Origin of the sequence: Candidatus Competibacter denitrificans Run_A_D11 (genome assembly GCF_001051235.1) — a bacterium.
GTDB classification, from domain to species: domain Bacteria; phylum Pseudomonadota; class Gammaproteobacteria; order Competibacterales; family Competibacteraceae; genus Competibacter_A; species Competibacter_A denitrificans.
On sequence record NZ_CBTJ020000001.1, the window covers coordinates 90923 to 112238 of the forward strand.

At 54.3% G+C, this 21316-nt stretch carries 17 protein-coding genes; 8 read left to right on the forward strand and 9 right to left on the reverse strand.

Features of this window, described 5'->3' with window-relative positions:
* Window positions 1-78: 78 nt before the first annotated feature.
* The 8 genes from BN873_RS00305 to argE form a co-directional block, all read right to left on the reverse strand.
* Window positions 79-1536, reverse strand: coding sequence for a glycosyltransferase family 2 protein (locus BN873_RS00305; protein ID WP_048669869.1), 1458 nt, complete (start codon window positions 1534-1536; stop codon window positions 79-81).
* A gap of 6 nt (window positions 1537-1542) precedes the next feature.
* Complete coding sequence (locus BN873_RS00310; RefSeq protein ID WP_048669870.1) at window positions 1543-2268, reverse strand: class I SAM-dependent methyltransferase; 726 nt, start codon at window positions 2266-2268, stop codon at window positions 1543-1545.
* On the reverse strand, window positions 2268-3512 hold the full coding sequence (locus tag BN873_RS00315; protein ID WP_048669871.1) for an ABC transporter ATP-binding protein: 1245 nt from the start codon (window positions 3510-3512) through the stop codon (window positions 2268-2270). Before BN873_RS00315 ends, BN873_RS00310 begins: the two co-directional genes overlap by 1 nt.
* A 22-nt stretch (window positions 3513-3534) precedes the next feature.
* Window positions 3535-4362: an ABC transporter permease gene (locus tag BN873_RS00320; RefSeq protein WP_048669872.1), complete on the reverse strand. Its 828-nt coding sequence runs from the start codon at window positions 4360-4362 to the stop codon at window positions 3535-3537.
* A 72-nt stretch (window positions 4363-4434) separates the two neighbouring features.
* Entirely contained in the window at window positions 4435-5085 is a 651-nt protein-coding gene (locus BN873_RS00325) for a hypothetical protein (protein ID WP_242434332.1), read from the reverse strand.
* 178 nt (window positions 5086-5263) lie between these two features.
* On the reverse strand, window positions 5264-6148 hold the full coding sequence (locus tag BN873_RS00330; RefSeq protein ID WP_048669874.1) for a glycosyltransferase family 2 protein: 885 nt from the start codon (window positions 6146-6148) through the stop codon (window positions 5264-5266).
* Between the two features lie 174 nt (window positions 6149-6322).
* Window positions 6323-7240: an AEC family transporter gene (locus tag BN873_RS00335; protein ID WP_048669875.1), complete on the reverse strand. Its 918-nt coding sequence runs from the start codon at window positions 7238-7240 to the stop codon at window positions 6323-6325.
* On the reverse strand, window positions 7237-8400 hold the full coding sequence (gene argE / locus BN873_RS00340; RefSeq protein WP_048669876.1) for an acetylornithine deacetylase: 1164 nt from the start codon (window positions 8398-8400) through the stop codon (window positions 7237-7239). Before argE ends, BN873_RS00335 begins: the two co-directional genes overlap by 4 nt.
* 228 nt (window positions 8401-8628) lie before the next feature.
* Here argE and BN873_RS00345 point away from each other — a divergent pair, with 228 nt between their 5' ends.
* A complete protein-coding gene (locus BN873_RS00345) occupies window positions 8629-9765 on the forward strand; it encodes a peptidase C39 family protein (protein WP_048670088.1) in 1137 nt (378 codons plus the stop codon).
* Between the two features lie 30 nt (window positions 9766-9795).
* Window positions 9796-11277 (forward strand): RimK family protein, encoded by a 1482-nt coding sequence (locus BN873_RS00350; RefSeq protein WP_048669878.1) that lies wholly within the window; start codon window positions 9796-9798, stop codon window positions 11275-11277.
* Between the two features lie 64 nt (window positions 11278-11341).
* Here the strand turns inward: BN873_RS00350 and BN873_RS00355 are convergent, their stop codons facing one another.
* Window positions 11342-11671 (reverse strand): high-potential iron-sulfur protein, encoded by a 330-nt coding sequence (locus tag BN873_RS00355; RefSeq protein WP_048669879.1) that lies wholly within the window; start codon window positions 11669-11671, stop codon window positions 11342-11344.
* 652 nt (window positions 11672-12323) lie between these two features.
* Here BN873_RS00355 and kdpF point away from each other — a divergent pair.
* From kdpF to kdpD, 6 genes are read left to right on the forward strand one after another with little or no spacing between them, the layout of a single operon-like run.
* On the forward strand, window positions 12324-12413 hold the full coding sequence (gene kdpF, locus BN873_RS00360; protein ID WP_048669880.1) for a K(+)-transporting ATPase subunit F: 90 nt from the start codon (window positions 12324-12326) through the stop codon (window positions 12411-12413).
* Window positions 12410-14200, forward strand: coding sequence for a potassium-transporting ATPase subunit KdpA (kdpA, locus tag BN873_RS00365; RefSeq protein ID WP_048669881.1), 1791 nt, complete (start codon window positions 12410-12412; stop codon window positions 14198-14200). The genes kdpF and kdpA overlap by 4 nt, the downstream gene beginning before the upstream one ends.
* Before the next feature lie 18 nt (window positions 14201-14218).
* On the forward strand, window positions 14219-16285 hold the full coding sequence (kdpB, locus tag BN873_RS00370) for a potassium-transporting ATPase subunit KdpB (RefSeq protein WP_048669883.1): 2067 nt from the start codon (window positions 14219-14221) through the stop codon (window positions 16283-16285).
* Window positions 16286-16307: 22 nt separating this feature from the next.
* Entirely contained in the window at window positions 16308-16895 is a 588-nt protein-coding gene (gene kdpC, locus BN873_RS00375; protein WP_048669885.1) for a potassium-transporting ATPase subunit KdpC, read from the forward strand.
* A complete protein-coding gene (locus BN873_RS00380) occupies window positions 16892-18580 on the forward strand; it encodes a CorA family divalent cation transporter (RefSeq protein ID WP_053085187.1) in 1689 nt (562 codons plus the stop codon). Before kdpC ends, BN873_RS00380 begins: the two co-directional genes overlap by 4 nt.
* Before the next feature lie 2 nt (window positions 18581-18582).
* Window positions 18583-21315: a two-component system sensor histidine kinase KdpD gene (kdpD, locus tag BN873_RS00385; RefSeq protein WP_048669886.1), complete on the forward strand. Its 2733-nt coding sequence runs from the start codon at window positions 18583-18585 to the stop codon at window positions 21313-21315.
* Window position 21316 lies beyond the last annotated feature (1 nt).

Sequence of the window (21316 nt, forward strand, 5' to 3'; positions counted from 1 at the left end):
GGACGTAATCTTCATCGGTCACTTTTGGTGGGTTCATTTCGCCTTTTACTCCTTCATCTCCAACTACGTAACTCCTATCTATATTAATTTTCTTGATTTAGCTAAATTTCTAAAAAAATTTGGGTTCATGAAAATTTTGCTTAGAATCATAATGAAACCATTAACCATTCCTATAAATCTCCTTAAAGATATATTGGCCCACAGGGAAAAACCATTATATAATCTAAAATTAGATACTTTTATAATTTCACCTGTGTTAGACACAGTCAATTGATTCTTTGTTAAAGAAAAAAGGATTTTTATAGGCACGTTTTCAAAAATAAAAATAGATTTTACCTTATTTATTTTCATTTGCTTGTATAAATAAAAGTCCCTGAAAATCCCTTTCCTTATCCACAAATCATTATGATTATACCATCGAAAAAGATATTTTCTAGAATAATTTACTAAGATAATAAAGCGAGTATTAGGGAACCTCCCTTTTAAAACATCAATAGTAAGCTTTACTACCGCGACAGACCGATCAGCAGATAAAAGAACAACATTATTAGTGCCAAAAAGAGCTTCAATATCTTTATCCTTAAAAAGATCACCAGAGCCAGCACAAGAAAAAGCCTCAATAGATCTATCCATCTTTCCAAATTTGGCTTCACAAAAATCTCTGAACGCCAAATTATATGCTTTTACAAAAGGAAAGTTCTTATTAACATACTGCGCATTAATTTTAGCAGCATGCAAAAGCCCAGAAATATAACAAAGATAAAATATTCTTCTAATACCAGAGTAAGTAACAGCGATAAAATAAAGATGATTACGCCAAGCATAGTAAACAAAAAGCGGACTAAGTGTGCGCTCCGAAAAACCCGGGTGAACCACCTCCGAAAGACTAGTCGCAACGACTCGATACCCATGATTGCGAATCCTCATACCCCACTCCATATCATCCCACATAAGAAAAAATCTTTCATCTAAAGCCCCAAAGGTATTTAGTAAGCTAACCCTAACTAGAGCCGAGCAGATCGCAACATAATCAACATCAATTATCTGTGCCTTCAAATCCAGATTAGGAATATTTGAAAACTGGGGAATGGGAAAAGTCGAAAAGGCACTAATCTTAGCCCCTAACTCACTAATAATGCTAGAATCATCACGATGCAAAACCTTTGAGCCAACCAGGGCAATTTTCTGATCAGATTCCATAGAAAACATAAGCCCTTGAAAAGCACCGGGCAGAACTTCTGCATCATTATCAAGCAACCAAGCAAAATCAAAACCTTGGGTTGCCGCATATCGCAAGACTGTATTGAATCCGCCGCTGCCACCTAAATTTGTATTATTAATAATCTTCTTAAGGTCTGGAAATTCCAAATCAAGCATCTGAATAGATTTATCTGTGGATGCATTATCAATTACAGCAACTTCAAAATTATAATTGGATTGACCCGATAAATCTTTTAAAACAGATTTAATTAATCTACGCAAATCGTCACAGCGATTCCAATTCAACAATCCAACAAAGACCTTCATACTGTTCATGTAATTTCACCCTATAAGCCTAACTGCAACCTGCTCGTGAAATTTATTATAACAAAGATATTCATAATCTCGACCTGATTTATTGATAAACTCCGAAAATGCTAGAAACTCGTGTTTTTCCCAGCCAGGATAATTAAAATACTCATCAAAAACAATTATAGTTCCAGGCATCAAGCGATCATTCAAAAAATCGAGAATAGTTTTAGTAGATGAATACAAATCACAATCGATGTGCAACAAGCTAATTGACTCTGAATACCTTAATAAAAATTCTGGTAGAGTCTCGTGAAAGTATCCCTTAATAAGCTTCACATTTTTTTCATAATTGAAATTATCGATATCAAAACCAAAAATCCCTTTCTCAAATCCATAACGCCAATTCTCAGGTAACCCTTCAAATGAATCAAAACCGAGGACATCTTTCTTAACCTTTTTTGCAATATAATTAATTGTTTCACCTTGATAGACGCCAAACTCGCAAATTAAGCCATCTAACAAATTCATTTGAGAAAGACAGAAATCAAGCACTTCAAATTTGCTATAAAGGGGCTTTGCCATCAGCATGTTTTCTTGAATATATTTCGCACTTGAAATTGTCGCAACCAAGGATGCCATTTCCGATAGATTAGAAAACTTTTCAGAAAACAAATTAATCTCATTTAGTTTACTATCAATCTCATCAATCCCAATAAATTTTCTAAGTCTCCTTTGAAAGTAAGTTACTAGTCTCATTAATTAAACTCCCAGCCTCCAGAGAGGCGAAAAAGCCCTTTGGACTTTCCTACCGCTATATCAAAACGGTTATCTCTATAAACCAGGAAGGTAAAATAACACTCGTTTTGCTCAATAATCTGCTGATCTTGTGATAATGCCCCTTCGATACGGTATTCGCCTGGATTTAAAAATTGAGAAGGTATTTTTATTTTTAGCTCTTTAGAATCTTGTGGTATAAACTCTCGGCTATCTGTAGTAACCCCAGAAAAAATTCCTACATCCTCTGAGTTAAAAATAGTAAACCCGAATGACAGTCTGTTCTCATTCAGAGTGCAAATCCTAAATAATAAAAAAGCATCTTGACAAGAATCAATTGAATCAACTTTAACATTATTCCATAAATAAATTCCAGCATGTTTAATATGTGGTCTCCTTAGATTTTTTAAATTTGCTTCCAAAAAGAAATGCCGAGACATCCTTAAATATTTTTCTGCTACAGATACAGAGTCATTAACACAGATAACTTCACCATTGTTTAATAATATTGCAGTTTTAGTCATATTTCTAATTGCTGACATATTATGACTAACTAAAATAATAGTCCTCCCCAATCTTGATACATCCTGCATTTTTCCAAAACACTTCTTTTGAAAAGCAGCATCTCCTACAGCTAATACCTCATCAACGACTAAAATCTCTGGTTCTAAATGAGCTGCAACTGCAAATGCCAATCTAACGTACATCCCTGATGAATAACGCTTAACCGGCGTATCCAAAAATCTTTCAACTTCAGCAAAATCAACAATCTCATCAAACTTGCGCTTAATCTCTTGGCGCAACATACCTAGAATAGCTCCATTCAAATAAATATTTTCTCGACCAGTTAATTCTGGATGAAAGCCTGTGCCAACTTCCAATAAACTAGCAACTCGTCCTCTAATACTTAGCCTGCCAGCCGAGGGTTCAGTAATCCGGCTCATAATTTTTAATAAGGTACTTTTACCAGCTCCATTGGAACCAATAATTCCAACAGACTCACCCCTCTGGATTTCAAAACTCACATCGCGCAATACCCATACTTCTTCTTGCTCATCACCGTATACAATAGGTTCACCTCGAAATAAAGCTTTAGACTTAGACCAATAATCACGTACATTTCGAACCATTACATCACGCAATGCCACATAACGTTCCCTCTCAGCCTCATGCCCAATTAAATATTTTTTCCCTAAACCCTCAGCTTTAATCACAATATCGGACATATAATATTTCTAACTTTTCTAATTAAATCAAATCAGCGAAAGATTTCTCCGCCTTCCTGAAGGAACCTATCCCTAGATAAAGAAAGCCAGTCACAACACCCAAGCTGAGTATAAAGCCTGGCCAATATAATGGGCTACCCCCTCCTAAAACACACCAACGAAAACCATCAATCACTCCAACCATCGGATTTAGGCTATATAGCAAACGCCAGTTCTCTGGTACCACTTGGCTACTAAAGCCCACAGGCGAAACATACAACCCAAACTGTACCAAGAAAGGGATAATATAGCGGAAATCTCGATACTTAACATTAAGCGCCGTAATCCACAACCCTGGCCCCAAACTTGCCAATAGTGCCACCAAAACAAACAAGGGTAACCAGAGGATCTGCCAGCTAGGTACAAACTTGTACCACACTAGCAACCCCAGCAAAATTATGAAGCTAATCAGAAAATCCACAAACGCTGAGATAACTGCTGCGGCCGGCATAATAATTCGTGGAAAATAGACCTTAGTAATTAAATTAGCGTTATTAATCAGGCTATTAGATGCATCGCCTAATGCAGTAGCGAACAGAGACCAAGGCAGCATGCCAGCAAAAACTAATAGCGTGTAAGGAGCATCACCATCACTCGGTAGCTTGGCTAGTGAACCAAAAATGACTGTAAATACTACCATCGTTAACAACGGTCTAAGCACTGCCCAGGCCACTCCAATGATGGTCTGCTTATAGCGGACGGCGATGTCACGCCACGCCAAAATTAGGAACAACTCTCGATAACGCCATAAGTCAGCCCAGTAGTTCTTCTCAGCACGACCTGGTTCAAGAATTAGTAATGGCTCATTCACAAAATTGTTTACTTTTATAGGTTGGCTTAAACAGCCTCTTAGGAGATGACCTCTTAAAAATCACCCTTAAACTCAAAAAACCATTAACTCTCGCCGCATAACTGCCAGTTCCCGATAACCGAACACAGCACTTAGATGATGCAACAACACATGGCCACCCTCACCCTGCCAAAGGTTATTGAGCACCCGCTCGATAGCGATATAACGCGCTATCAACTCACCAGGTAATTCCTGTTTTTTTCCTATCTCGAGGATTAACTCCAACCACAATCGGCTTACTCCCATAATAAAATATGGCCAAGCAGCACGCACCTCTGGTGACCAGCTTGGATCTGAGGTATCACTGATTTCCGGCCGAGTAATCTGGTTCGGCTCATCGTAGAGCACAGTTTCTACCACCCCGTCTTTCTGTAAACGTACCAATAATGGATCGGTAGCGATTAGAATATTAATACGCCTCGCTACCAATGCGGATGATCGAAAGATGAAACTGAACTGCCGACCAGCTTGATCGCGGGCAGCACGGCGATGAAACCGCCATAAAAGAATTTCATCTTGTTCAGCATCAAGTATTGGTCCAATAACCCGATCCGCCAGCAACAAATCTGGATACCAAATTGCTTCCTTGCTATCCGGCCATCGCAAGCGAAACTGCACATACCACCAACCTAATTTCTCATCAGAAGTTGGTTTGACGCTCGGCTTAACGCTCGCATCAGCCATCGTGGGTTCTGGCGAAATAGCACAACTGCTCAGTAGAATGAATAGGAAAAATAAGCTGATCACCCACCCCCACGAACGATCAACCATGAAGAAAGCCCTATTCACAAACATAATTTTTATGAAAACCTTTGTAGCAACCTACACCGCCTAGCCAATACCAGTAGTCGAACAATTGGGCCTAATCTCGCCGAGTCCGCCGCTGGTCATCCTCAACCCCTTTATAGTGCAAAGCAGAAATCTGTTCTGAAATAAGTCCGATCAAAAATAATGATAAGGAATAGATCAGTAACACAGCACTCATATTAGTAAATCGGTGCATGGTAAGATAGGTATAGCCGTAATACCCCATGCCGATCAGCAAAAAAACCAAACTTAATGGTAAAAAAAACCGCATCGGCGAAAACAGCGCGCCCACTTTAAGAATGATAAGAAAGAATTTTGTCCCATCTCGCAGTAACCGAATATGGCTTTTACCCCCCCGCTGACCTGCTCGAATAGGCACATAGGCAACTGGAAAACCCGACCGAAAAAAAGCCATCGTACTGGTGGTGGGATAAGAAAAACCATTCGGCAATAAATAGATAAACTTACGGAAATGGCGAGCACGAGCAGCGCGAAAACCGGAGGTTAAGTCCTCAATATGATAGCCTGTCATCCAGGAGGCTAAACGATTGTAACTGTGATTCGCCAAACGCCGGCCAAACGAGGCGTGGGTATCGGCCTGACGAGCACCCACTACCATTTCGTATCCTTCAGCCATTTTCGCTAGCAGCCGCTCAATGTCAGCCGGATCATGCTGACCATCGGCATCCATAAAGACCAGCACATCACCCGTGGCATGACGCGCACCTGTCTTGATCGCTGCTCCATTACCCATCGAATACGGATGCCGCACCACGCGCGCCCCATGGTCCTGCGCTATTTGGGCGGTGGTATCAGTCGAACCGTCGTCCACAACCATGATCTCCGCTACTGGAAAGCGCTCTCGCAGCCGAGCCAACAGCGGCGGCAAATTCACCGCTTCGTTCTTGGCAGGCAAAATGATGCTGAAGGTAGAATTCATCAAGGTCCAGGCCCAAGCAAAACTGCCACAAGGTAATCCACTCGTTGATCGGTACCTATCCGGTACCGCAAGATTAGCGTTTATCCGAATTGACGTATCGATTATTATGCAAGTGAAAACATCATTTGACTACTAACAATCCACTGGTTTCTCATCATTCCAGGCTGCTTCCTTTCACAACACCGACATGAGGATTATAGGCAATGTTATTAATGCCAGCGCAGTTTCAACTGTGAGAATAGCGGCGATCAATGGAGCATCACCGCCCAATTGCCGAGCCAAAATATAGGCTGCCGAAGCGCTGGGCAGGGCCGCAAATGTCACCAGCACGCCTCTCTCCAATGATCCAAGACCCATCATCCAGCAGAATATCCCAGCCAGCGCAGGCATCACCAGCAACTTCAACACGCTTGTGCTGATCAATAATCCCGGTCGCATGAGCGCATCCAGTCGCAGACCCGCCCCTACCGCCAGCAAGCCGAGTGGCAGGGCTGCCCGGGCCAGCGCATCAAGTACCGCTGCCGATCCCCATGGCAGGCCCACACCCCCTACGTTCAGCCCGATACCGGCCAGGCAAGCCAGGATCAACGGGTTCGTGACTAAGCCCCGCAACACGCTGCCCACAGTCGCCTTTCCACCCGCGTGTGTATTCAGCACCACCACGCACAATACGTTGATTAGTGGGATCATGATCGCCATCACTAACGCCGCCATCGTGGCGCCTGCGGTACCAAACACCGCCAGCACCACCGACAACCCGACATAGGTGTTGAAGCGAATCACGCCCTGATAGACCGAGGTGAAAGCCGGGCCATCCACCTTAAGCCATGTTCGAACCCCATAGATCACTGCTGTCATCCCCAACAGCAAGGCGACGATCACCGTGGCGACAGGACCCACCGGATAATCAGCCAAACGGGCTAAGGCCAAATGATGCAGCAGCAAAGCTGGGAATAGAATCCAATAGGTGAAACGCTCTGTCGCTGGCCAGAAATCCTCTCCAGGAAACCCCAAGCGCCGCAATCCCAATCCCAACAACATAATCGCGAAAATCGGCCCCAGAGCGCCAAGGATCAGTGGAAGATCCCTCATGCGCTCGCCACACAGAAACGATTAATCAATCCACGCAAGAGCGCGAGCGTTGGTGGGATCGTCGCCAACGGCAAAAACTCGTCCGGCTGATGCGCGCAACGGATGCTGCCGGGGCCGATGATCACGGTTTCCATGCCCAAAGCGTTCAGATAAGGCCCTTCGGTGCCGAATCCCACCACGCCGGCCGGCGCGCCGGTCAGTTCTTCAGTCGCGCGCACGATGGCCGCCGCTGCTGGGGTTTCCAGCGCTTCGATACCGGCAAACAGGGGCCGGAAACTCAACAGCAAGCCGCTCTCGACCAGCAAATCGCTCAGACGCTGATGCAACGCTTCTCGCAAATCGGCCAGCATCATGCCAGGCAGCGGCCGGATATCGATATGCAACTCACAATCGGCACAAATGCGGTTAGGGTTATCACCACCATGAATATGGCCTAGATTCAGTGTCGGCACCTCGACCGCAAACAGTGGGTTCCGGTAGCGCGCCTGCAATTCTTCACGCCAGCGCAGCAACTCACCGATTACCCGATGCATTCCTTCCAGAGCACTGACGCCTAGTGCCGGATCGCTGGAATGACCGGAGCGACCTTCCAGACGAATTGCCTCCATCAAAATCCCCTTGTGCATCCGCACTGGCTGCAAACCGGTCGGTTCACCGATCACGGCATGGCGTCCCAGCGGCCGCCCGGCCAGCGTCAGCGCCCGCGCACCGGCCATGCTGCTTTCCTCGTCAGCGGTCGCCAAGATCACCAGAGGCTGGCGTAAATCGCGTACCGCAAATTCGCTGGCCGCCGCAATGGCTAATGCCAAAAAAGCCTTCATATCCGCCGTGCCCAAACCGTAGATGCATTCGTTAGCGACTACGCCCCCAAACGGATCGTAATGCCAACGGCCCGCATCGAACGGCACGGTATCGGTATGGCCCGCCAAAACCAGCCCCCCCGGACCACGACCCAGCGTGGCGATCAAATTTGCTTTATCCGGCTGCTGGGGCAGCGGGATAATTTGTACCGCGAAACCGGCCTCCTCTAGCCAGCCAGCCAACATGTCGATCACAGCCCGGTTGCTCTGATCGAATTGCGGAGAAACGCTGCTGATCGACGGTGTGGCGATGAGCTGACGAATCCGACTCAACACGCTGGAAGGAGAATCAATCGGCATCACGATTTTCACTGGCGAGGGTGGTTGGTACTGCGCGATAATAACCATAGTACGCTGTCCCAAGCGAGCCACCTTTTATAGCGCGGCGCATCTCTTGAGTAGCTTCATCGTACCGTTAATTTTCTGGCTTGCACCCGCGCCTCCACCGCCGCCTTCAAGCTGTTGTGCCTATCATCGCTCGCTCTTTAGCAAAAGCCTCAGATCGTTGGCTTCATGTCTCAAATCGCTATGCTGCGTCATGCCACGTTGGACGATGTTCCTATACTCCTCGCCATGGAACGGCGTTGCTTCACCACCGACCGCCTATCCCGACGCAGTTTCCGTCACTTGCTGACGCACGGCAACGCAGTGACCTTGCTGGCGGAACAAAATGGCGAGATTCAGGGTTACGTCTTGTTGTTATTCTCGCGGGGGACATCGACAGCCCGACTGTATTCCATCGCCGTTGCGCCTGAGTACGTGCGCCAGGGTCTCGCCGACCGGCTGGTAGCGGCGGCGGAAAAAGCTGCTTTAGAGCGATCCTGCGTCTCAATGCGTCTGGAAGTCCGGCGTGACAACACCGCCTCGCTGAGGCTTTTCCAGCGGCGCGGTTTCCGGCAATTTGAGGTCACGCCGGATTATTACGAAGATCACATGGACGCGCTACGCTTTGAAAAGCGCCTGATCCCAGATTTACGCACTGAACTGATCAAAGTCCCTTACTATCCGCAATCCCTCGATTTTACCTGCGGTCCAGCAGCACTGATGATGGCGATGAAGGCGCTAGACCCTGCCATGGAGCTGAATCGCACCCTGGAGCTGCGGTTGTGGCGTGAGGCCACCACCATCTTTATGACCTCCGGCCACGGCGGTTGTGGCCCCTATGGACTGGCCCTGTCCGCGTACCGGCGTGGCTTCTCCCTAGAGATCCATGTCAATGAAGATGGCGTTTTTCTGGTGGACTCGGTACGTAGCGCAGAAAAAAAGGAAGTGATGCGCTTGGTTCAGGAAGATTGGATTGATGAGCTAAGCCGCTTACCGGTGCTGTTACGCCGAGGCAGTCTGGGTGTAGATGAGTTACGGCAAAAGTGCGATGCCGGTGGTATCGCGCTGGTGCTAATCAGCTCCTACCGAATCTACGGCGAGCGGTTTCCCCATTGGGTGGTGGTCACCGGCTTTGATGCCCACTATATCTACGTCCATGATCCGCTGGTCGATGTGAAGGCCGGCGAAACCGTCACCGATTCCATCAATATGCCAATCCCACATCGAGAATTTCAACGCATGGCACGCTACGGTAAAGCCGGACAAAAGGCCGTGCTGATCCTCTACTCTGCCAGCTGTCGGCCCGAACTGCCGACCCCCTTCACTGCCGTTACTGGATAATTGCCGCGTCAGGAGTACCGCTTTACACCGATGGCCGATCATATCATTTTGGTGGAAAACCCCACCGACTGGAAATCCCATTTTCCGAAACTGCCCGTCGTTGCTGCTAAGGACTATCTGGCTAAACCCGAATATTCCTCCGCTGGCCGCAATTTGCGGGTCCTCAATCTTTGCCGCAGCTACCGCTATCTCAGCGTCGGTTATTATTGTTCGTTGTTGGCTGAAGCGCGCCGTCATCGGGTCATCCCCAGTGTGCGCACACTCAACGATCTTAGCCGCAAATCCATCTACAGCCTTGATATTGAAGATCTGGATGATCATGTGCAGCAAGTGCTGGGCAAACCCCGGCCCGGCTTTACCGCTACCGCTTTCGAGCTGGATATCTATTTCGGCCAATGCCCCGCTAAGGAGCTACAAGAGCTAGCCCGACAGTTGTTCGGCGTTTTTCGGGCGCCTTTGCTGCGGGTTGAATTCCGCTTGCAGGGCCAATGGCGCATTGCGACGCTCAAGGCGCTTCATCTGCATTCGCTCTCGACGGAACAGGAAGAGATTTTCTTGGGTGCGCTGGCCACTTATTTAAGCCGACGCTGGCGGCAACCACGCGCGCGCAACAACTATCGTTACGATCTGGCGATGCTGCACAACCCCAAGGAAGCGATGCCGCCTTCCAACAATAAGGCACTGCAACAGTTCATTCGGGTCGGACGCGAATGCGGTGTCAACGTCGAACTGATCGAGAAGAAGGATTACGGCCGACTGGCCGAATTCGATGCGTTATTCATCCGCGATACCACCGGCATCGATCACTACACGTACCAATTCGCCAAGAAAGCGGAAAGTGAAGGCATGGTGGTCATTGATGATCCTGATTCGATCCTGAAATGCACCAATAAAGTGTATTTGGATGAATTGTTGCGGACACATCGCATCCGTATGCCCAAAACCGTCATTGTCCGGCGCGATAATCTGGAACGAGTGGACAGCGAAATCCCCTATCCCATCGTGCTAAAAATCCCCGATGGCTCGTTCTCGCGCGGCGTGTTCAAGGTCAATGATCGCACCGAGCTGCTGGAAGTGGCAGGACGGCTGTTCAAAGCATCCGATCTGGTGCTGGCGCAGGAATTTCTATACACCGATTTCGATTGGCGGGTCGGCATCCTCAACCGCACCCCGCTGTTTGTCTGCCAGTACTTCATGTCCAAGGAACACTGGCAGATTTATCACCACGAGCCTGGCGAAGGCCGCACCACGCGGGAAGGAGATGCTAAAACCTTCCGAGTCGAAGACGCACCGGAAATCGTCATCAAGACCGCTGCCAAGGCGGCCAGCTTGATCGGCAACGGTTTTTACGGCGTTGATTTAAAACAGACCAGCAAGGGTATCGTCGTCATCGAAATCAACGACAACCCCAACATCGACCACGGCGTCGAGGACACGGTGCTAAAGGAAGATCTCTACCGCAAGATCATTGAAGATTTCGTCTGGCGGCTTGATCGAAAACGAGGCAAATAAGCATCCGAACCCAGTTAGCGGATTTCCCGCAAACGACGGGGCCTCCGCTAACTATCTGAGTAGATTAGGCCGCCTTCTTGGCCCAAGCGCTACACCAACCCTGGGCAGTCACCAGCTTGCCCTGGAAAATGGAGCAAGGGCCGGAGGCGTCGCCCGCCTTGCCGGTATACAACGCGCAACTGGCGCAGGTCTGGGTAGCATCCTTACGCTCTGCGGCCTTGGTGGCATCCGCCTTATATTTCATCGCGGCCGCCAACGGATCAGTTTCGCTGATCGGTTCGGCAGCACCAGCAGTCCCGGTCAACAGTGTGTTAGCAAAAGGTGCAGCAGCCAGCCCGATAGCGGTCAGCTTGATGAAACGGCGGCGGCTGCTGTCAGTGACATGTTTCGCCATAAAATTTCCCTCATAAGTTGTTGTCAGGTTTTGGGAAACCCGCGCGAACTGGCTAAGCGCGAGTACGCGGATTATAACATGGACCGCTAGGCAGCGGCCTGGGCATTAGACAGGGTTGGCCGGCGCTAATTCTGCCTGCAAACCACATTCGTTTTGCCCACCGATGACCCCGGATATGGCAACTTATCGGCACCCTCCGGTACGGGACCGTTCAGGCCGGTTTCGGTCGAATCGCCCGGCCAACCGCTGAACGATGGCCTCATCATCGGCCTCCCGGTACTCACCGTCTAAAAACTTACACTTTCCTAACAACCTCCCCCGCCAATCCTTACACCTTCCTTGCAACGCTTCTTGCAAACTACACAGGGTTGAAACGACCGTGTGGAGACGCGCTGTGGACGATTTATTCATGCTCGGCATAATAGGCGGTTTTTTCCTGTTGATGACCTTGTTAATCGAATTATGCGCCTGGCTGGCGCACCGGCGCTGACGCTTCTCTGTTCCCGGAAGTTTTTCATTCCCTGCCTGTTCACTATCTGCCTGTTCACTATCGGAGAAATCTAATGGATTTCGCCTATCTGGCTGGGCTGTCCCTGCTTTTTATTCTGGTCAACGGTCTGGCGGTTGGCTGCGTCAGGCTCGGAGGTAGGTCATGAGCGGTATTTACCTGCTGGCGGGAGTGATCGCCGTCGGACTGCTGGGCTATCTGATTTTCGCGCTGCTCAAGGCGGAGGATTTATGACCCCGCACGCCTGGTTATTACTCGGCCTTTACCTGCTGGTTCTGCTTCTTCTGGCCAAGCCGCTCGGCGTTTATTTAGCGGCGGTGGTGGAAGGACGTGCGGCCTGGGCGGCGCGGGTCGGCGGCCACATTGAGGCGGGGATTTATCGTCTGTGTGGCGTCCATCCAGCGGACGGCATGGGTTGGCTGAGCTATGGACTGGCCCTCCTGTTATTCAACGGGCTGGGCCTGCTCGCCACCTACACCCTGCAACGGCTGCAACTCTGGCTGCCGCTTAACCCGCAGCAACTCGGCAATGTCAGCCCCGATTCTGCCTTCAACACCGCCATCAGCTTTGTCAGCAACACCAACTGGCAAGGCTACGGCGGCGAGACGACGATGAGCTATCTGACCCAGATGCTGGCGCTGACCGTGCAAAATTTCCTGTCAGCGGCCACCGGCATCGTTGTCGCCGTCGCTTTGATGCGTGGCTTCGCTCGGCATTCGGTGCGCGAGATCGGCAACGCCTGGGTCGATCTGACGCGAATCACGTTGTATGTGCTGCTGCCGCTGGCGGTCGTCGTGGCCGTGCTGCTAGTGGGCCAGGGCGTCATTCAGAATTTATCGCCCTATCAAGAGGCCACGACGGTGCAGGCCACGGTGTATGACGCGCCCAAGCTCGACGCGACCGGTCAGCCGGTGAAAGATGTCCAAGGGAATCCAGTGACCGCAGCCGTCACCCTGCCGACCCAGACGCTGGCAATGGGGCCGGTCGCCTCGCAGGAAGCCATCAAGATGCTCGGCACCAACGGCGGCGGGTTTTTCAACGCCAATTCGGCGCACCCCTACGAAAACCCGACGCCGCTGACCAATTTGCTGGAAATGCTGGCGATTTTGCTGATTCCCGCCGCGCTGTGCCATACCTTTGGCCGTCTGGTCGGCGATGCCCGCCAGGGCTGGGCCGTGCTGGCGGCGATGACCGTGCTGTTCGTCGTCGCGGCAATGGCGGTAATGAGCTTCGAGCAGCAGGGCAATCCCACATTCGCCGCGTTGGGCGTCGATCAGGCGGCCGGTAATCTGGAAGGCAAGGAATTGCGCTTTGGCAGCGCCGATTCCGCCCTGTTCGCCGCCGTCACCACCGCCGCCTCGTGCGGGGCGGTCAACGCCATGCACGACTCGTTTACGCCGCTGGGTGGCATGGTGCCGCTGGTGCTGATGCAACTGGGCGAAGTGGTGTTCGGCGGCGTGGGTTCCGGCCTGTACGGAATGCTGGTGTTCGCCATCATGGCAGTGTTCATCTCCGGGCTGATGATCGGCCGCACCCCGGAGTATCTGGGCAAAAAAATCGAAGTCTACGAGATGAAAATGATGGCCATTGCCATTCTGGTGACGCCGCTGCTGGTGCTGAGCGGTACGGCGGTCGCCGTGATGACGACCAGCGGCCGGGCCGGCATCCTCAATCCCGGCGCGCACGGCTTCTCGGAAGTGCTGTACGCCTTCACCTCGGCGGCCAACAACAACGGCAGCGCCTTTGCCGGGCTGTCCGCCAACACGCCCTTTTACAACGTGCTGCTGGGCATCGCCATGTGGCTGGGCCGGTTCGGGATCATCGTGCCGGTGTTGGCGATGGCCGGGTCGCTGGCGGCGAAAAAACGCTTGGGCGAAACCTCCGGCAGTTTGCCGACCCACGGGCCGCTGTTCGTGACGCTGTTGATCGGTACGGTGCTGCTGGTGGGCCTGCTCAACTACGTTCCCGCGCTGGCCCTGGGGCCAGTGATCGAGCATCTGCTGCTGTGGGCTGGCCGGTGAGGCTAAGGAGAACAACCGATGTCGCGTAAAACCTTAACCCTGTTCGACCCGGCGCTGGTGAAACCCGCCATCGTCGATGCGTTCAAAAAGCTCGATCCGCGCTTGCAATGGCGCAATCCGGTGATGTTCGTGGTGTATGTCGGCAGCCTGCTGACCACGGTGCTGTGGCTGCACGCGCTGGGCGGCCACGGCGAAACCTCGTCCGGTTTCATTCTCGCCATCACCTTATGGCTGTGGTTTACCGTGCTGTTCGCCAATTTCGCCGAAGCGCTGGCGGAAGGCCGTAGCAAGGCGCAGGCGGCCTCGCTGCGCGGAGCCAAGAAAACCGTGATGGCGAAAAAGCTGCGCGAGCCGCGTTACGGCGCGGCCACAGACACAGTGGCCGGAACCGACTTGCGCAAGGGTGACGTGGTGCTTATCGAAGCAGGCGACATGATTCCCGCCGACGGCGAAGTGATCGAAGGTGTGGCCTCGGTCAACGAAAGCGCCATCACCGGCGAATCCGCGCCGGTCATCCGCGAATCCGGCGGTGATTTCAGCGCCGTCACCGGCGGCACCACCGTATTGTCCGACTGGATCGTGGTGCGCATCGTGGTCAATCCGGGCGAAGCGTTTATTGACCGGATGATTGCGATGGTGGAAGGGGCCAAACGGCAGAAAACCCCCAACGAAATCGCTCTGACTATCCTGCTGGTCGCTTTAACGATCATTTTTCTCGGCGTGACGGTGACCCTGCTGCCGTATTCGCTGTTTAGCGTCGCGGCCACTCAATCCGGTTCGCCGGTGAGCATCACCGTGCTGGTCGCGCTGCTGGTCTGCCTGATTCCCACCACGATTGCCGGCTTGCTGTCGGCCATCGGCGTGGCGGGGATGAGCCGGATGATGCAGGCCAACGTCATCGCTACGTCGGGCCGTGCGGTGGAAGCGGCGGGCGATGTGGACGTGCTGTTGCTGGACAAGACCGGCACCATCACCCTCGGCAACCGGCAGGCCAGCGCTTTTCTACCCGCCAGTGGGGTAACCGAAACGGTGCTGGCCGACGCCGCACAACTGGCCTCTCTGGCCGACGAGACGCCGGAAGGCCGTTCCATCGTGGTGCTGGCCAAACAGCAGTTCAACTTGCGCGAGCGCGACATCCACGCCCTCGGCGCAACCTTCGTTCACTTTTCCGCCCAGACCCGGATGAGCGGCGTCAACCTGAAGGACCGGCAAATTCGCAAAGGCTCGGCGGACGCCATCCGCGCCCACGTCGAGGCGCAAGGCGGCCATTTCCCGGCGGACGTGAGCGCCGCTATCGACACGGTGGCCCGGCGCGGCAGTACCCCGCTGGTGGTGGCCGATGGCGTGAACGTGCTGGGCGTGGTCGAACTCAAGGACATCGTGAAAGGCGGCATCAAAGACCGCTTCGCCGAATTGCGGCGCATGGGCATCAAAACGGTGATGATTACCGGCGACAACCGACTGACCGCCGCCGCCATCGCCGCCGAAGCGGGGGTGGACGATTTCCTGGCCGAAGCGACGCCGGAGGCCAAGCTGGCGCTGATTCGTCAACATCAGGCCGAGGGGCGGCTGGTGGCGATGACCGGTGACGGCACCAACGACGCCCCGGCGCTGGCCCAGGCCGACGTGGCGGTGGCGATGAACAGCGGCACCCAGGCGGCCAAGGAAGCCGGCAACATGGTCGATCTCGATTCCAACCCGACCAAGCTGATCGAGATTGTCGAGACCGGCAAACAGATGCTGATGACGCGCGGCTCGCTGACCACCTTCAGCGTCGCCAACGACATTGCCAAATATTTCGCCATCGTCCCGGCCGCCTTCGTCACCACCTATCCGCAACTCGCGGCGCTCAATGTGATGGGCCTGGCCACTCCGGCCTCGGCGATCCTGTCGGCGGTGATTTTCAACGCCCTCATCATTGTGTTTCTCATCCCATTGGCGCTGAAGGGTGTCCCCTATCGGCCGCTCGGCGCGGCGGTGCTTCTGCGGCGCAATCTGCTGATCTACGGTCTGGGTGGGGTGGTCGTCCCCTTTATCGGCATCAAACTGATTGACTGGCTGATTGCGCTCGCAGGCTGGGCGTGAGTTTTAGGGAGAGTAACGCACCATGAAAACCTTGATTCGTCCCGCAGTGACGCTGTTTATCCTGCTGTCGCTCATCACCGGCCTGATTTATCCGCTGCTGGTGACCGGCATCAGCCAACTGCTGTTGCCCGATCAGGCCGCCGGCAGCTTGATTGAACGAGAGGGCAAGTTGATCGGCTCCCGCCTGATCGGCCAGAACTTTACCGATCCCAAATACTTCTGGGGCCGACCCTCAGCCACCGGACCTTATCCTTACAATGCCGCAGCATCTGGCGGCTCCAATCTTGGCCCATTGAATCCGGCGCTGAAAGACGTGGTGGCGGCGCGCGTTCAGGCGTTGCGCAATGCCGATCCCGGCAACACCCAACCGGCGCCGGTGGATTTGGTCACGGCGTCGGGTAGCGGCCTCGATCCGCACATCAGTCCCGCCGCCGCCGACTATCAGGTGGCGCGGGTGGCGCGCGCCCGTGGCTTGCCGCCGGAAACGGTGCGCGATGCTGTGGCGCAACAGACACAAGGCCGTCAGTGGGGTATTCTTGGCGAAGTGCGCGTTAACGTGCTCGAATTGAACCTCGCCCTGGATCATCTGCCGCTCACTAAAAATCCATGAACGCCCCGCTCCCTGCCACAACGACCGCCGAGACTGCCCCGACCGGCGCCACCACGCCACTCGTGCGTCATTTTCGCCAGATGTTGCTCTGGCCGCTGCGGATTATCGGCCAGAGCAAAGCCGTACACAGCGCCAAATACTGGGAGTTGCTGGAAAATCCGGGAGCAGGCTGTCCGTGGCAGCAAGTCGCCGATGAATTCGGCGACCCCAAAAATTTCCAAGAACGGCATTACAAGGAATTCATCACCTTTCTGCCTTACGTCCAGCGCTTTCTCTACGGCGAGAGCGCCAGCCGCAACGGCCAGGTCGGCTACGGCCAATCGCCGATCCGCGTCTTCCGGCGTAGCGACATTGCCCGAATGCGGGTTCAGCTCGATACCACCACCCCACCGCTGGTGCTGGAACTGGCCCATGTCGATCTGTATTTTTTCTACGACATCGACATCATCATCCTGGTGGTGGAATTTTTTGCCAACGACCTGCCGCTGGTACTGGTCGAGGATGTGCTGTTCAAAGTCGGGCGGGCGTATCCGGGCTTTTGGGAGGCGAACGGCCAGGGCGGCCAATGCCCGTACCGGGTGGAATGGCTGGGGGCGTCCGGTGAAACGCTGGCGGTGTCCGATTACGAGAATCGGGAAAAGTACCTTGCCTTCACTTGTGAGCACCGTTCGCCCAACATCTGCGCCCACTGGGAGTATCTGTTGCGACCGCTGGCCCTGTATCACGGTGAGCGGGAGGGCCTGATCGCCTACCGGCAAATTGAATATCACCGGATGCCGCTGCTGGCGTATCTCAGCTTCAACGACCCGGAGGAACTGACGCGCGGCGATTTCGCCCGGCTGGCGCTGATCACCAAAGCCGGGCCGTCCGATGCCTTGCCGTACTCGGCCAAGGAGTTGCGGCGCTTCGAGCATCACTATTGCTATGACAAGTTTTGGGAACCGGGCAATCCGGCATTGACCAGCCGCTACCTGTGCTGCGGCCACGCCTTTGTGGTGGTCGGCAAGGCCAGCCAGCCCTTTTTCGTCAATGCCGAAACCGGCCTGCTGGGTCAGTTTCGTCACCAGTATTTTCTGGTGAATCTGATCGCCCATTTTCAGAAATCAGCGCTGATGCTGTTTTCGGAATGGCTGGTGGTGGCCATCAGCCAGTTGCACGTCCACGATTTGGATTCGGTGCGGGACTTCAAGCGGGAAATCCGCCGCATTCTGGCCACGTTTCTGCGCTTCACCGAACGCTACTGGTTCCACGAAGTGTCCAATCAGGCGCAAGTCCGGGATTTGTTTCGGTTGCTGACTCAGCATCTCAACACCGACCGGATGTATCAGGATGTCAGCGCGTCGGTCAAGGACATGAACCAGTATCTGGACAGCGACAGCCAGCGCCGCCAGGCCAATACCGTGGTTCGGCTGACGGTGGTGACAACTTTAGGTCTGATCGCCACTGTCTCCACCGGCTTTCTCGGCATGAATCTATTCGACTTCACCGGCGAATCACTGTTGGTCAAGGCGCTGATTTTTGGGATGGTGCTGACACCGACCATCCTGCTGGTCAACTACGCGGTCGCCCATTCCAAGGTGCTGTCCGATTTTCTGGAGGCGCTGGCCGACCGTGACCTGAGCTGGTGGCAGCGGACGAAGATCTTTTTGCGTATTTGGTGGCCACCCCCGCCGAGGAAGAACTAGCCATGAGCGGTCAGGCCAGCGACGCCCGCCCCAATCCCGACCAGTTGTTACAGCGCATCCAGCAGGAAGAGGCGCATTCCCAACGCGGCAAGCTGAAAATCTTTTTCGGCGCATCGCCAGGGGTGGGGAAAACCTACGCCATGCTGCAAGCCGCCCGTCGTTTGCGCGAGCAGGGCATAGATGTGGTGGTGGGTCTGGTCGAAACCCACGGCCGCCAGGAAACCGCCGCCTTGCTGGAGGGCCTCGAACAACTGCCGCTGAAAGAGGTGTCCTATCGGGAGCGGACGCTGCGGGAATTTGATCTCGATGCGGCACTGGCGCGGCGACCGGCGCTGATTTTGGTCGATGAACTGGCGCACAGCAACGCCCCCGGCAGCCGCCATCCCAAACGCTGGCAGGACATCGAGGAACTGCTGGATGCCGGCATCAATGTGCTGACCACCATCAACGTCCAACATCTGGAAAGCCTCAACGACGTGGTGGGTGGTCTGACCGGCATTCGGGTGTGGGAAACCGTGACGGATCGGATGTTCGATCAGGCCGACGAGGTGGTGCTGGTCGATTTGCCGCCCGATGAGTTGCTGCAACGGCTGAAGGAAGGCAAGGTCTATCTGCCGGAGCAGGCCGAACGCGCTATCGAAAATTTCTTCCGCAAGGGCAATCTGATTGCGCTGCGCGAATTGGCGCTGCGGCGCACCGCCGACCGGGTGGACGACCAGCGCGAGCACTATCAGCAACTGACCGGCGGCCCGTCGCTCTCCACCCGCGAGGCGCTGCTGGTGTGCATCGGCCCGGAACCGGGCGAGGAAGGGCTGGTACGTGCCGCCAGTCGGCTGGCCAACAAGCTCGACGCGGAATGGCACGCGCTGTATGTCGAAACGCCCGCATTGCAACGCCTGCCGGAAGCCCGGCGGCGGGCGATTCTCGGCACCCTCAAGCTGGCCCAGGACCTGGGCGCGCAAACCGCCACCCAGGCCGCCGCCGACATTGCGTCGGCCATTCTCGCCTACGCCCATCAGCACCGCCTGGGGCAGGTGGTGGTCGGACGCCGCCGACCGGGCCGATGGCGGTTCTTTCGACGCGCGCTGGCCGAGCAACTGGCGCAGCAGGCTCCGAAACTCGACCTGCTGGCGTTGGCGCGAACCGACGCTCCGCAACGCCTGCCCGCCCAAAGCGCTGGCGTGAACGTCGAAGACCGAACCGCCCAAGCCGCCGCGCTGTGGCAAGCCTACGGGGTCACGCTGCTGGCTTGTGTGGGGACAGCGCTGGCCACGACCCCACTGTTGCCCTATCTCGACCTGACCAATATCGCCATGTTGTTCCTGCTGGGGGTGGTGGGCGTGGCGGTGCGCTACGGACGCGGGCCAGCGGTGTTGGCGGCTATCGTCAATGTTCTCGCCTTCGATTTCTTTTTCGTCCATCCTCGTTTCTCTTTTGCGGTCGGCGATGTGCAGTATCTAATGACCTTCGCTGTCATGTTGATTGTGGGTCTGGTCGTAGGCCAGCTCACGGCCCGTTACCGCTATCAGGCCCAGGTCTCCGGCGCTCGCGAGCAACGTGCTCGTCATCTTTATCAGATGTCCCGCGACCTCTCCGGCGCGTTGACCGTCGAGCAGATGATCGAAATCAGCGAGCGCTCGGTCGAGGCCAGTTTTCGGGTCAAAGCGCGCTTGTTGTTGCCCGATGACCGAGACCGTTTCCAACCGCTGCCACCGCAGCCGGGCCAGCTCAAGGTCGATGTCGCCATCACCCAATGGAGTTTCGACCGCAACGAAGCGGCTGGACTTGGCACCGATACGCTGCCGGGTTCATCGGTGCTGTATCTGCCGCTTAAGGCCCCGCTGCGAATGCGCGGTGTGCTGGCCGTGGCCCCGGAACAACGGCGCCTGGTGTTGATCCCGGAACAGCGCCGCCTGCTCGACACCTTCGCCGCGCTCATTGCCATCGCTTTGGAACGGGTGCATTTCGTCGATGTCGCCCGCGATACGCTGGTCAAAATAGAAGGTGAGCGGCAGCGCAACTCCCTGCTGGCGGCGCTCTCCCACGATTTGCGCACCCCGCTGACCGGCTTGATCGGGCTGACGGAAACGCTGGCACTGGATTTGGCCGCCGAGGAATCACCGCACCAGGACGCGCTGGCGGACATCCGCGAACAGGCCGTGCGCATGGCGCTGCTGGCTGACAATCTGCTGGACATGGCCCGGCTGCAAACCGGCGGTATCCGCCTGCGCCAGGACTGGCAATCGCTGGAGGAAATCCTCGACTCGGCATTGCAACTGCTGGAGCAGCCGCTGCGCTTACATCCGGTGCATCTGGCGCTGGACCCAAAGCTGCCGCTGCTGTACTGCGACGGGGCGCTGATGGAGCGGGTACTGGTCAATCTGCTAGAAAACGCCGCCAAATACACCCCGCCCGGCACCGCCATCGGCGTCACCGCCACGGCAGCGGCGCAGCAGGTGCGCATTGATGTCTGGGACGAAGGGCCGGGACTGCCTGCCGGTCGGGAGCAGGCGCTGTTTGCCAAATTCAGTCGCGGCCAGGCCGAATCCGCCGCGCTGGGCGTCGGCCTGGGGCTGGCGATTTGTCAGGCGGTGGTCGAAGCTCACGGCGGGCAGATTCAGGCCGCCAACCGGCCCGGCGGTGGCGCGAGTTTTCTGGTGACGCTGCCGCTGGCGGAACTGCCGCCGGTCGATAGCGAGGCCGAGGCAGCGGACATCCCTGCCAGTACTTCCTAAA